At 64.1% G+C, this 12,998-nt stretch carries 12 protein-coding genes; 7 read left to right on the top strand and 5 right to left on the bottom strand.

What is annotated here, in order from left to right:
* Positions 1-773: 773 nt before the first annotated feature.
* Positions 774-1,214 carry an ion channel gene (locus CRO22_RS14040; RefSeq protein WP_097070790.1) on the bottom strand — a complete coding sequence of 147 codons (441 nt, stop codon included), beginning with the start codon at positions 1,212-1,214 and terminating at the stop codon, positions 774-776.
* A gap of 108 nt (positions 1,215-1,322) precedes the next feature.
* Here CRO22_RS14040 and smpB point away from each other — a divergent pair, with 108 nt between their 5' ends.
* The 6 genes from smpB to CRO22_RS14010 all read left to right on the top strand — a co-directional run bounded on the left by smpB (position 1,323) and on the right by CRO22_RS14010 (position 7,110).
* Positions 1,323-1,796, top strand: a complete 474-nt coding sequence (smpB, locus tag CRO22_RS14035; RefSeq protein ID WP_097070797.1) for an SsrA-binding protein SmpB — start codon at positions 1,323-1,325, stop codon at positions 1,794-1,796.
* Positions 1,797-1,867: 71 nt separating this feature from the next.
* On the top strand, positions 1,868-2,719 hold the full coding sequence (gene sseA / locus CRO22_RS14030; RefSeq protein WP_097070789.1) for a 3-mercaptopyruvate sulfurtransferase: 852 nt from the start codon (positions 1,868-1,870) through the stop codon (positions 2,717-2,719).
* Positions 2,719-3,900 carry an amino acid aminotransferase gene (locus tag CRO22_RS14025; RefSeq protein ID WP_097070788.1) on the top strand — a complete coding sequence of 394 codons (1,182 nt, stop codon included), beginning with the start codon at positions 2,719-2,721 and terminating at the stop codon, positions 3,898-3,900. Before sseA ends, CRO22_RS14025 begins: the two co-directional genes overlap by 1 nt.
* 115 nt (positions 3,901-4,015) lie before the next feature.
* Positions 4,016-4,474, top strand: coding sequence for a MarR family winged helix-turn-helix transcriptional regulator (locus CRO22_RS14020; protein WP_097070787.1), 459 nt, complete (start codon positions 4,016-4,018; stop codon positions 4,472-4,474).
* Positions 4,464-5,552 carry an HlyD family secretion protein gene (locus CRO22_RS14015; RefSeq protein ID WP_097070786.1) on the top strand — a complete coding sequence of 363 codons (1,089 nt, stop codon included), beginning with the start codon at positions 4,464-4,466 and terminating at the stop codon, positions 5,550-5,552. Before CRO22_RS14020 ends, CRO22_RS14015 begins: the two co-directional genes overlap by 11 nt.
* A gap of 4 nt (positions 5,553-5,556) precedes the next feature.
* A complete protein-coding gene (locus CRO22_RS14010) occupies positions 5,557-7,110 on the top strand; it encodes a DHA2 family efflux MFS transporter permease subunit (protein ID WP_097070785.1) in 1,554 nt (517 codons plus the stop codon).
* 64 nt (positions 7,111-7,174) lie between these two features.
* Here CRO22_RS14010 and CRO22_RS14005 read toward each other — a convergent pair whose 3' ends face one another.
* Entirely contained in the window at positions 7,175-8,530 is a 1,356-nt protein-coding gene (locus CRO22_RS14005; protein WP_097070784.1) for an ammonium transporter, read from the bottom strand.
* Between the two features lie 25 nt (positions 8,531-8,555).
* Positions 8,556-8,894: a P-II family nitrogen regulator gene (locus CRO22_RS14000; protein ID WP_097070783.1), complete on the bottom strand. Its 339-nt coding sequence runs from the start codon at positions 8,892-8,894 to the stop codon at positions 8,556-8,558.
* Positions 8,895-9,153: 259 nt separating this feature from the next.
* Here CRO22_RS14000 and CRO22_RS13995 point away from each other — a divergent pair, with 259 nt between their 5' ends.
* The gene (locus CRO22_RS13995; protein ID WP_097070782.1) at positions 9,154-11,394 is read left to right on the top strand and encodes a transglycosylase domain-containing protein; all 2,241 of its coding nucleotides are present in this window, start codon (positions 9,154-9,156) and stop codon (positions 11,392-11,394) included.
* A gap of 52 nt (positions 11,395-11,446) precedes the next feature.
* Here the strand turns inward: CRO22_RS13995 and CRO22_RS13990 are convergent, their stop codons facing one another.
* The gene (locus tag CRO22_RS13990) at positions 11,447-12,067 is read right to left on the bottom strand and encodes an MlaC/ttg2D family ABC transporter substrate-binding protein (protein WP_245860983.1); all 621 of its coding nucleotides are present in this window, start codon (positions 12,065-12,067) and stop codon (positions 11,447-11,449) included.
* Positions 12,057-12,824, bottom strand: coding sequence for an MlaA family lipoprotein (locus tag CRO22_RS13985; protein ID WP_097070796.1), 768 nt, complete (start codon positions 12,822-12,824; stop codon positions 12,057-12,059). The genes CRO22_RS13990 and CRO22_RS13985 overlap by 11 nt, the downstream gene beginning before the upstream one ends.
* Between the last annotated feature and the right edge of the window lie 174 nt (positions 12,825-12,998).

The raw sequence follows: 12,998 nt of genomic DNA, 5'->3' as shown, positions 1-12,998 counted from the left end.
GAAGCTAGAGCGCCGATATGTCTCGGTCCGCAGTCGCTTTCGCGCCCAAACCGCCCACATATCTCTTCAGATATCCATCAATGTCAAAGAGCAGGGAAACAAATTCAACTAGTTGCGCCCAATCTCGTGGCGCCGCTAGCCAACCTCATCTCCATTTTTTCCTTCGCTTTCAGTCGCTTGCGCTTCCGTCCGCTACACCGTCGCGCTGTGTTCCGCTTCGGTGAGGGGCTATCTACGGATCTCCATCCCCCTCCGCAACCCCCTTTCACAAAAAATCCAAAACTTTTTCCAACACAACGCCAAACTCCCTTGTTTCATTGAAAGAATCCCGAAAACTTTCCTCCCGAAACACAGCCACAGCCCCTCAATAACCTCACCCGAACCACCCCGGGAAACACAAAACGAAAGAATCTTGCGCGAATAGGGGTGACAGCGAAACAGGATCCAGTGAATCGTAGAGGAATCGCCCGCCCCCTGATCACCCCTGTCTCGCGCGCCGAGAATCCGCGCCGGAAGCGTCGCCCCGATCCCCTCGGCCCGGCACACGATCTGTGCCAAAAGCGTCAGTCCGGAAGGGTCCCGCAACGAGGGGCAAGACCGGCATCGACCTTGCCGTCGGGGGCCGGGGTGTCGCTGGATGCGGTGCAGGGCACCACCGAGAACCATCACCGAGAACGATCACGGGCGGCGCCGGGGCGGTGAGGTTGCCCCGGCCATCGCATGCCGTGCGCGGTGCCTGCCGGCAAGATCAGCGCCCCGGCGGGCGCCGCAGTTTACTGGCGGCGCAGTGCCTCGATCTGATTGACCCGCACCTGACGCAGCGCTTCCACGAGCATCGCGGCGAGGATGCCGAAGTTCAGGAAGCCCCCTGCCCCGGTCATGCCGCCAAGGATCCGCCACTCCTGCGGCAGGATCACGTCGCCGTATCCGAGCGTGGTATAAGAGACGAGCGAGAAATAGACCGCCGCCTCCATCGAGTGAAAGACGCCGAGCACCCGGTAACAGAGCGCCCAGAACCAGACCCCCACCGTGACCACCGCCATCGCCCAGAAGGTAATCAGCAGAAGAACGATCAGAAGCTTCGGCCGGTAGGGGCGGCGCATCAGCCAGCCATGCCAGCGCAGGAACGCCCATTCCATCAGCCAGGCCGCGAGCCCGGCGACCAGCACATTGCCGAGGATCATCCCCGATCCGATCAGAATTTGCAAAAACATCGCCGCCTCCCCGCGCCTGTCTTGCGCTACTGCCCCGCGGGCGCTCCGGTCAAGCGTGATGGCGCCGCACTGGACATGGCGCCCCGGCTCCCCTATTTCGGGCGGATCATGGCCCAGAAATCCGACCCCAATTCCAAGCTGATCGCCGAGAACCGGCAGGCGCGTTACCATTACGCGATCGAGGATGATCTCGAGGCCGGGATCGTGCTCATGGGTTCGGAGGTGAAAAGCCTGCGCACCGGGCAGTCCAACATTGCCGAGAGCTATGCCTCGGTGGAGAATGGCGAGTTGTGGCTGATCAACTCCTATATCGCCGCCTACAAGGAGGCGGGCGTGTTCGGCCATGAGGAGCGGCGGCATCGCAAGCTTCTGGTCTCGAAAAAGGAGCTGAGCCGGCTCTGGAGCGCGATCGGCCGTGAGGGCATGACGCTGGTGCCGCTCGCGATGTATTTCAACGACAAGGGCCGGGTGAAGCTGAAGCTCGGCATCGCCAAGGGCAAGAAGCTTGCCGACAAGCGCGAGACCGAGGCCAAGCGCGACTGGAACCGACAAAAGCAGCGCCTTTTGAAGCAGCACGGATAAGAGCTTCGGCCTTGCTCCCATGATCGTGCGAGTCTAAGCACGAAACGATCACTGGAGGGCAAGCGATGGCTATGGACGACCCGAAAACGCTCGTTTCCACCGACTGGCTGGAGGCACATCTGCGCGACCCGGATCTGCGCATTCTCGATGGCTCCTGGTTCCTGCCGCAAATGGGGATCGACGCGAAAGCGGCCTATGACGAGGCGCATATTCCCGGCGCACGGTTTTTCGACATCGACGAGATCAGCGACACCCGGTCAGAGCTGCCGCATATGGCGCCGCCGGTCGAAAAATTCATCTCGCGGATGCGGGCGATGGGCGTGGGCGATGGCCATCAGGTCGTGGTCTATGACCAGAAGGGGATCTTCTCCGCCCCGCGCGTGTGGTGGACTTTCCGGCTGATGGGCAAGACCGATATCGCCGTGCTCGATGGCGGCTTGCCGAAATGGATCGCCGAGGGGCGTGAAGTGGAAGACATGCCGCCCGTGCTGCGCGACCGCCACATCACCGTGCAGCGGCAGGCAAGCCTCGTGAAGGATGTCACCCAGGTCGCCCATGCCTCGAAGCTCGGCGATCACGAGATCATCGATGCGCGCGCGCATGGCCGTTTCATCGGGGCCGATCCCGAACCGCGGCCGGGGCTGCGCCAGGGTCATATCCCGGGTTCGAAGAATGTGCCTTGGGACAGCGTTCTGACCGATGCGGGCACGATGAAATCGCCCGAGGCGCTGCGCGCGGTGTTCGAAGCGGCGGGCGTCGATCTTTCCAAACCCGCGATCACTACCTGCGGCTCGGGCGTCAGTGCGGCACTGCTCGCCTTCGCGCTCGAACGCATCGGCCACCGCGACCATGCCGTTTATGACGGGGCCTGGGCCGAATGGGGCATGTTCAACGACCTCAGGGTCGCAACCGGAGAAGCATGATGTTCAATTCCCTCAAAGCGCAGGCGCCGGACAAGATCCTGGCCCTGATGGGTCAGTTTCGCGCCGACCCGCGGCCTGAGAAGATCGACCTCGGCGTCGGTGTCTACAAGGACGCCGAGGGCCGGACCCCGGTGATGCGGGCGATCAAGGCCGCCGAAAAGCAGCTTTGGGACAGCGAGACGACGAAGACCTATACCGCGCTCGCGGGCGAGCCGGCTTTTCATGCGGTGATGGCGGAGATGGTGCTCGGCGCGGGCTATCCGGCCGAACGGCTTTCCTGCCTCGCCACGGTGGGGGGCACCGGCGCCTGCCGTCAGGGCTTTGAGCTTGCGCGCATGGCGAACCCGGGTGCCACAGTCTGGGTCTCCGATCCGACCTGGCCGAACCACCTCTCGATCCTCGCCTTCATGAAGCAGGACTACAAACTCTACCGTTACTTCGACAGCGCCGCGCGCACGGTGGCGTTTGAGGCGATGATGGAAGACCTCGCCGCGGTGAAAGCGGGCGATCTGGTGCTGCTGCACGGCTGCTGCCACAACCCGACCGGCGCGAACCTCACGCTCGAGCAATGGGCCGCCGTGGCCGACCTGCTGGAGGCGAAAGGCGCGGTGCCGATGATCGACCTCGCCTATCAGGGCTTCGGCGACGGGCTCGATCAGGATGCCGCGGGCACCCGGCTGATTGCCTCCCGCCTGCCCGAGGTGATCATCGCGGCGTCGTGCTCGAAGAACTTCGGCATCTACCGCGAGCGCACCGGCTGCCTGATGGTGCTCTCCGATGCGGCCGCGAAAGAGGTCACGCAAGGTACCCTTGCCTACCTCAACCGGCAAAACTACTCCTTCGCGCCCGATCATGGATCGCGGCTGGTGACGATGGTGCTCTCCGATCCGGCCCTGAAAGCGGACTGGATGGCGGAGCTCGAAGAGGTGCGCAACGGCATGCTGGGCCTGCGCGAGCAACTTGCCGCCGAGCTGCGCCAGCTCTCCAACTCCGACCGCTTCGACTTCATCGCCCGCCACCGCGGCATGTTCTCGCGGCTGGGCGCGAGCCCCGAAGCGGTGGAAAAGATGCGTGTCGATAACGGCATCTACATGGTTGGCGATTCGCGGCTCAACATCGCCGGGCTGAACACCAAGACCGTGCCGGTTCTCGCACGAGCGATCATCGCCGCGGGCGTGTGAGCGCAAACACAGCGATGTGAATGGACGGCCCCCGCGGGGGCCGTCTTTTTTTGATTATGTCACTTGAATTGATAAGCACGCTTATAATATATCTGCTCACCTCCTGGAGGATGAGATGAGTGATTGCGAGATACCCCGTGAAAGCCTCGGCTTTCTGTTGCAAGACGCGACGCGACTGATGCGGCGCCGGTTCGAGCTGCGCGCCGCCGATCTTGGCCTGACCTCGTCGCAGTGGCGGCTTCTGGTCACGTTGATGAAACGCGGGCCCCAGCCGCAGGCGCGGCTGGCCGAATTTATCGAAATCGAGCCGATCTCGCTCTCGCGCCTTGTCGATCGGATGCAGGAGGCGGGCTGGGTCGAACGCCGCCCCGACCCGACCGACCGGCGGGTGCGCATCGTCCATCCGACCGAACGCACGAAGACCGCGATCCGCGAGGTCAAGGATATCGCCGAAGCCATTTACGCCGATGCGCTCGACGGCCTTTCCTCCGAAGCGCGGCAAAACCTGATCGACGCTCTGCGCCGGATCATCTGCAACCTTTCCCAAACGACCGAGACCACCGATGAGTGCTGAAGCCCAAAGCCTGAAGAGAAAACCGAAAACCCTGCTGATGGCGGCGCTTCCGCTCGCGCTGGTCGCCGCCGGCCTGTGGATCTGGCTCGAGTCAGGCCGTTACGAGAGCACCGACAATGCCGCCGTGCAACAGGCGCGGATTTCCGTCGCCTCGGACATCTCCGGCCGGGTGACCGGTGTCTATGTTGCCGACAATGCGCTGGTGAAAGCGGGCGATCCGCTCTTCCAGGTCGACCCCGAGCCCTACAAGCTGGCGCATGCGCAAGCCGAGGCGGCGCTCGCCCAGGCCCGGCTCACAGTCGAGCAACTGCGCGCCGCCTGGGCCGCCGCCGTGGCCGAAGAGAAGGTCGCGCAGGACAATGCCGATTACCTTGCCACCGAACTGAAGCGGCAGGAGGCGATCACCGGACGCGGCGCGGGCACTGAATCGGCGCTCGACGAGGCGCGCCACAATGCTTCTTCGGCGCTGCAATCGCTGGCGGCCGCGCGGCAAAACGTGGTCGCTGCGCTGGCCGCGCTGGGCGGCGATCCGGATGTGAAGACAGACGATCACCCCACGGTGCAGGCCGCGCTTGTCGCACGCGATACCGCCGCCTACAACCTCGGGCTGACCACGGTGAAAGCGCCAGCCGATGGCGTGATCTACAAGGCCGACAGCTTCAAGAAAGGCCAGTTCGTCAGCACCGGCGCCGCGCTCTTCTCGCTGGTCGAAACCGGCGACACCTGGATCGAGGCGAATTTCAAGGAAACCCAGATCGGCCATATGGAACCCGGGCAGAAGGCCAAGGTGGAATTCGACACGTTCCCGGGCGAGGAGTTCGAGGCGGTGGTGAGCGCTGTCGGGGCGGGCACGGGTGCGGAATTCTCGCTGCTCCCGGCGCAGAACGCCACCGGCAACTGGGTCAAGGTCACCCAGCGTGTGCCGGTGATGCTGCGTCTTCTGCCCGGCGAGACCACGACCGGGCTGCGCACCGGGCTTTCTGCCTCGGTCACGGTGGACACCAAGGCGAAGACCCATCTCGATGCGCTGGTGAAGCAGATCGAGGCGAACCCGGCCCACGCCGACACCGGGAACTGAGCCAATGTCCACCGGTCACACCGAGGTCAAGCATCACGGGCTGATCACCGCCTCGCTGATGCTGGCCACGATCATGCAGGTACTCGACACCACGATCGCCAACGTCGCCCTGCCCGCGATGCGCGCCGACCTCGGCGCCTCCTCGGATACGATCAACTGGGTGCTCACGTCCTATATCGTCGCCGCCGCCATCGCCACGCCGCTTTCGGGCTGGTTCTCCGAACGGTTCGGGCGCAAGGAGGTGTTCATCGCCTCGGTCGCCGGTTTCGTCCTCACGTCGATGTTTTGCGGCATCGCCTGGAGCCTCGAGTCGATGGTGTTCTTCCGCATGGCCCAGGGCGTATTCGGCGCCGCCATCGTGCCGCTCAGCCAGACCTTCCTGCTCGACATCAACCCGCGCGAAAAGCACGGTCAGGCAATGGCGATCTGGGGTGCGGGGATCATGGTCGGCCCGATCATCGGCCCGACCCTCGGCGGCTACCTGACGGATACATTCAACTGGCGCTGGGTGTTCTATATCAACGTGCCGCTGGGCGCGATCGCGTTGATGGGCTGCGCCGCCTATCTGCCCAATATGGCTCGCCGGATCCGGCGGTTCGATTTCATCGGCTTTGCCGCGCTCGCCATCGGCGTCGGCGCACTGCAATTGCTGCTCGACCGCGGGGGCGAGGTGGACTGGTTCAACTCCGCCGAAATCTGGATCGAACTCGCCATCTCCCTGAGCGGCTTCTGGGTCTTCGTGATCTGGATCATGGGCACCGAGCACCCTTTCCTCGATCCGCGGATGTTTCTCGACCGCAACTTCTCGACCGGTCTTGTTTTCATCTTCGTCGTCGGCATCATCCTGCTCGCATCGCTGGCCCTCCTGCCGCCGATGCTGTCTGGCCTCTTCAGCTATCCGATTGTCACCACCGGCCTCGTGATGGCGCCGCGGGGCGTCGGTACGATGATCATGATGATGGCCGCGGGCAAGCTGATCCGGGTGATCGACCCGCGCAAGATCGTTGTCACCGGGCTCCTGCTTGCCGCATGGTCGCTCTACATCATGACCGGTTTCGGCCCGGAAATGAACGCCACGCCGATCGTCGTTTCGGGCTTCATTCAGGGGCTCGGGCTCGGGCTCGTGTTCGTGCCGCTCTCGACCGTGGCCTTCGCCACGATCGAACCGCAGTATCGCGGCGATGCCACCGCGCTCTTCAGCCTCGTGCGCAATATCGGCTCCTCGATCGGCATCTCGGTGGTCACCCTGCTGCTCACCCGCAATACGCAGATCAACCATACTGAACTCGCGACCAATATCTCGATGCTCGATCCGCAATTCTCGGCCCTGATGAGCGGACAGTTCGGCGCGCTCCTGAAGTCGATGACGCTGACCTATGGCGAATCTGCCTTCTGGACCGTGATCAACCAATCCGTCACTGCGCAGGCGATGATGATTTCCTACATCGATGACTTCAAGGCGCTGATGTGGGTGACACTCGCCGCGGTGCCGCTCGCGCTTTTGCTGCGCAAACCCTCGGCGCCAGCGCCGGGCGCGCTTCCGGTCGCCGCAGACTGAGCCTGACCGGCACAACGGAAAAGGCCCGGGGTCCCCCCCGGGCCTTTCTGGTGATGTGCCGCTCTTACGAGTGGTAGGCGCTTTCGCCGTGGGTCGTGAGGTCCAGACCCTGACGTTCGTCATCCGCCGCAACGCGCAGGCCAGTGACCGCCTTGACGATGTAAAGCAGGATCAGCGAACCGACGCCCGACCAGACGATGGTCACGAGAACCGCTTTCGCCTGGATGAACACTTGCGAAGCGATCGAGAAATCGTCGCCGCCGGTGCCACCGAAGGAGGGGGCCATCAGCACGCCGGTCATGATCGCGCCGACCATCCCGCCGACACCGTGAACGCCGAAGACGTCGAGGCTGTCGTCGTATTTCAGCATCGCCTTCACCTTGGTGACGAAGAAGTAGCACACCGGGGATACGAGGAGGCCGAGCACGATCGCCCCCACCGGACCCGAGGTGCCGCAGGCCGGGGTGATCGCCACGAGGCCTGCCACCATGCCCGAGGCGGCGCCGAGACCCGAGGGCTTGCCACGGAAGAGCGCCTCAACGGCAACCCAGCTCACCACCGCGGCGGCAGTCGCCACGAAGGTATTGAGCAGGGGCAGCGCGGCAGCGGCGGTCGCTTCGAGGTTCGACCCGGCGTTGAAACCGAACCAACCCACCCAGAGCATCGCAGCGCCGGTCATGGTGAGCGTCATCGAGTGCGGCGCCATGTTCTCTCTGCCAAGACCGATGCGCGGGCCGATCACGAAGGCGAAGACAAGCGCGGTGATCCCGGCGTTGATGTGCACAACGGTGCCGCCCGCGAAGTCGATGGCGCCCCAGTTGAAGATCAGGCCCGAACCATCCCAGACCATATGGGCGATCGGGAAATAGATCACGGTGACCCAGAGGATGGTGAAGAGCACCACGGCCGAGAATTTCACCCGCTCGGCGAAAGCGCCGACATAGAGCGCGGGCGTGATCGCGGCGAAGGTCATCTGGAAGGCGATGAAGACATATTCGGGCAGCACGACACCATCGGTGAAGGTGGCCGCGGTCGAATCAAGGTTCACGCCGGACAGGAAGAGCTTGCCCAGGCCGCCCCAGAACGGGTTGGTGCCGCCGCCAAAGGCGAAGGAATAGCCCCAAAGCACCCAGACGATCATCACCACCGAGGTGATCATCGTGGTCTGCATCAGCACGGAGAGCATGTTCTTGGTGCGCACGAGGCCGCCGTAGAACAGCGCGAGGCCCGGCACGATCATGAACAGGACGAGCACCGAGGCGGTCATCATCCATGCCACGTCGCCCTTGTCGATGACCGGCGCGGTTTCCACAACTTCGGCCACGGCTTCGGCCGCAGCGGCCGTCTCCTGAGCGAAGGCGGGCAACGCCAGCGCGGAAAGCGCCGCGGCAAGGCCCGAAATTTTTGCGAGGTTTTTCATTTGTCTCTGGTCCCCCTGAGCTTGCTTAGAGCGCGTCGTCGCCGGCTTCGCCGGTGCGCACCCGCACCGCCTGGTTGACGTCGAGCACGAAGATCTTGCCATCGCCGATCTTGTCGGTCTTGGCGGCTTTCAGGATCGTCTCGACCACTTCATCGGCAAGGCCATCGGCCACGACGATCTCGAGCTTCACCTTCGGCACGAAATTGACCGCATATTCGGCCCCACGATAAATTTCCGTGTGCCCCGACTGAGCGCCGAAGCCCTTGATTTCCGTCACCATCATGCCGCGCACGCCGATGGCGGTGAGCGCCTCGCGCACCTCCTCGAGCTTGAACGGCTTGATTGCTGCAATGATGAGTTTCACTGTATGTCCCTTCCTATTGTCAGCACTCCCCGATGCCCCGGAGGCACCGCACGGACGTAGAAGGCGCGGGAAGGGGGGTTCGCACAAGGACGCCCGCCTCATTCCTGAGCAAGCCAAATCCGATTCCGGACCCCGGAAGCAGAAATTGGGCAATGCGCATAAAATTTAAGCACAGCAAAAACCGAATCGTGATGCGTTGCGGCTCGAAATGGCTGCGACCTGCGTGTAAGTTGCCCAAAACAACGGGCACGGACGGACAATGGCAGGATCGGGCGGGCGGCGCGGGCCTTTGGTGGCAGACAAGCGATATGCAGCGAAACAAGGTACGAAAGCGGCGCCGAAACCGGCCTCTGCGGCAAAGAACACACCCGCGCGCAAGCCCCGCAAACCCCGCCGCAGCGGCCCGATCCGCAGCTTCTTCTTCGGGTTTTTCGGGCTCGTCTGGCGGGTGATCTGGGGCTTCAGCTGGCGCTCGGCAGCCGTTGTGGGGCTGATTCTGGGGCTCGCGACCTTTTATTTCTACAGCCAGTTGCCCGATTACACGGCACTTCTCGATGGCCGCAACCGCGGCTCGGTGACGATGCTCGACCAGTCCGGCCAGGTCTTTGCCTGGCGCGGCGAGACCTTCGGCGGCCAGACGACGGCGGACAACGTCTCGCCCTACCTGCGCAACGCCATCGTCGCCACCGAAGACAAGCGCTTCTACCGCCATTTCGGTGTCAGCCCGCGCGGCATCATTTCGGCGATCCGTATCAACCTTTCCGAGGGACGGGGGCCGCTTTCAGGGAACGGAGGCTCGACGATCACGCAGCAGGTTGCCAAGCTTCTCTGCCTCGGCGTGCCCTATGACCCGAAGCGCTGGAAGACCGAGGCCGATTACGAGACTGACTGTCGCTCCGGCGGCGTGACGCGCAAGGTCAAGGAAATCCCCTACGCGCTGGCGATGGAGATCAAGTATTCCAAGGATGAAATCCTGACAATCTACCTCAACCGCGCCTATCTCGGTGCGGGCGCGCGCGGCTTCGAGGCTGCGGCGCAGCGCTATTTCGGCATCTCGGCCGCCAATGTGAACCCGCAGCAGGCCGCGATGCTGGCCGGGTTGCTGAAGGCGCCCTCGACCTATGCGCCGACGACCAACCTCAAGCGCTCGCAGGAGCGCGCGGGCATGGTGCTGGCGCTGATGCATGAACAGGGGTATCTGACCGACACGCAATGGACCGAAGCGCGCGCGCATCCCGCCACGCTCTCGCAGGCAGCCCAGGCGCGCGCGGGCGGCTATTTTGCCGATTGGGTGATGGATTCGATCCCCGATTTTCTCGCCCGCGACACCACCGAAGACGTGGTGATCCGCACCACGCTTGACCAGCGCGTCCAGACCGCGGCCGAACAGGCGCTGAAAAGCGTGTTCGAGACCAAGGTCAAGGACGGCTCGGAAGCAGAGGCCGCGATCGTGGTGATGTCGGCCGATGGCGCGGTGCGCGCAATGGTCGGAGGGCGCGCCTCCAAGGTCTCCGGCGCCTTCAACCGCGCCACGCAGGCGCGCCGCCAGACCGGCTCCACGTTCAAACCCTTCGTCTATGCCGTCGCACTCGACATGGGCTGGACACCCGACACGATCGTCGAGGATGCGCCGCTCACCATCTACGTGCCGGGCTCCGGTCCCTGGACGCCGAAGAACTACGACAAGGACTATCTCGGTGCGATCCCGCTCTGGAAGGCGCTCGCGAAATCGATCAACACCGCCACAGTACGGGTGGGGCAGGCGGTGGGCTTTGATGCCGTGCGCCGCGCCGCAACCGATTTCGGCTTCGCCTCCGATCTGGCGAAAGGCCCCGCAGTGGTGCTCGGTGTCTCGGAGTCCACACTTCTCGAAATGACTGGCGCCTTTGCCGGCATTCTCAACGGCGGCTCCTCGGTCCGGCCCTACGGGCTCACCGACCTGCGGCTGAAAGGCGACAGCGATCCGCTTTTCGGTGCGGGTGGCGGCATGGGCGAGCGGGTAATCTCTGAAAAGGCCGCGCGCGAACTTATGTGGATGATGCATCAGGGGGTCGAGCAGGGCACCGGCATGCGCGCGCGCCTTGAGGGCCGCGAAGTGGCGGGCAAGACCGGCACCACCCAGGCCGCCCGCGATGCCTGGTTCATCGGCTTCACCGCCGATTACGTGGCGGGCGTCTGGATGGGGTATGACAACAACCGTCCCCTTTCGGGCGTGACCGGCGGCGGGCTTCCCGCCGAGATCTGGCACGAGGTCATGGCACGCGTCGAAGAGGGCCAGCCGGTCAATCCTCTGCCGATGGCCCAGCCCGAGGAATGGCGCGCGGGTGCGGCTTATGCCGGGCAGACCTGGAACTCGGGCGATCCGATCCCCGAGGGGGGCGTGCCGGTGGTGAACGGGCAACTGATGGCGCCCGGCCAGGTGCCGCCGCAGCCCGAGACGCGCAGCAAACCGCAAGGCCTGGGCCAGGCGATCGATTCCCTGCTGCGCGGCCTTTACTGACGAAAACGCGGCCCCGAAGGGCCGCGGGTCACCTTCGGATGTGCGCAGCCGCTCAGCTCGCCGTTTTCAAATCGGCGATCAGCGCGTCAAGGCTGCCGCGGCGGGCATCGAGCATCGCACCGATCTCGGTGCGCTCGGCCGCGAGCATGTTCACGCCCTCGATGATGATGTTGAAGAACAGGTTCTTGCCCGACTTGTCAGACACATGCCAGAGCGCCTCGAACGGCGCCTGGCCGCGCAGATGCGCCACCGTCTTCACTTCGTAGAAGGTCTTGACCTTGCGCGCGCCTTCCACCTCGAAACGCGCGCCGATGAATTCGTTGAAGCGCTTGCCATATTTACGCGAGATATAGCCGCGGAACGCCGTGGTGAAGGCCGACATCTGGCCCGGGCTCGCCTGCCGCGCGGCAACGCCCAGCGCCGAGCGCGCGATCGTCGGCACATCCGCGTATTTGGTGAAGATCGCCTCGAATTGCGCATAGAGCGCCGCGCCCGATTTGCCCGAATCGATCGCGGCATTGACGTCGTTCACCGCCTGACCGATCAGCGCCCGCGCCTGCGCATCATCGAGCGCGAAAGCCGGGCCGGGGCGCAAGGGGCCGAGCGCGACAAGCGCGCTGGCGCCCGCCCCCAGAATCACGCCGCGCCGGGTGGCACGGGTCTCATTGTGCATCGGGCTCTCCATAAGGATCGGCATAGGGATCCCAGGCTTCCTCATCATTCGTCTCCTCGCCCGCCACCTGGTGGCGGCGCATCTGCAGATAAAGCAGGCGTTCCTGCGCATAGCTGTCGGCGCTGTCATAGAGCACGGATTCGACGATATCGCCGTGCTGTTTGCGCTCGGCCACCTTGCCACCGACCGAAACCGTGCCAGCGACTGTCGCCTCGCGCGCGTCAAACGCATTGCCAAGCGGATCCAGCGCGAAATCGACGACCCGACCCACGGCATCGCGCGCCGTCGACGGGCCGAGGAGGGGCAGCTCCACATAAGCGCCCTCGCCCACCCCCCAGACGGCCAATGTCTCGCCAAAATCGGTATCGGTCTCGGGCAGGGCCAGCGCATGGCCGGCCGGATCGAAGATCCCGCCGATGCCGATCGTGGTGTTGATCACGAAACGGAACGTGTTCTTGACCGCCGGTGCGGGACGGCCCTGCAGGAGCGAGTTGACCACCTTCCCCGGCAAGGACAGGTTCGACCCCGCATTCGAGAAGCCGCGATAGACCGCATTGTCAACGCTGCGCGGCTCGCCGGGGCGTGCCTTGAAGAGGGCGCGGTCGACACCTTTGTTGAAGGCATGGATCTGCCGGTTCGTGGACTCGTAGGGGTCATTGATTCCCCCGGGCGTGGCAGGCCCCGCCGATATGGTTCCACCGCCACATCCTGCCAGAGCGACACTCGCGAGCAGGCAAAGACCGAAAATTTTCCGCATCATTCCCCCGGCAGCCCCGCGCCGGATGCGTCAAGGCAGGTGACAATCACTGTTTTTTGGGTCAAACCCCTGCCCAGCATTAAGGACGCATCGCGGAGGAAACAAGGCGCTGCGGCATAATTTATGGTTTGGCCGCACCGGACGGGCCGCCGCAGGGCGCGGCTCGGCAGGGAA

It is taken from the genome of Rhodobacter maris (assembly GCF_900217815.1).
Lineage (GTDB): Bacteria > Pseudomonadota > Alphaproteobacteria > Rhodobacterales > Rhodobacteraceae > Rhodobacter > Rhodobacter maris.
This window is presented reverse-complemented; position numbering and strand designations above follow the sequence as displayed.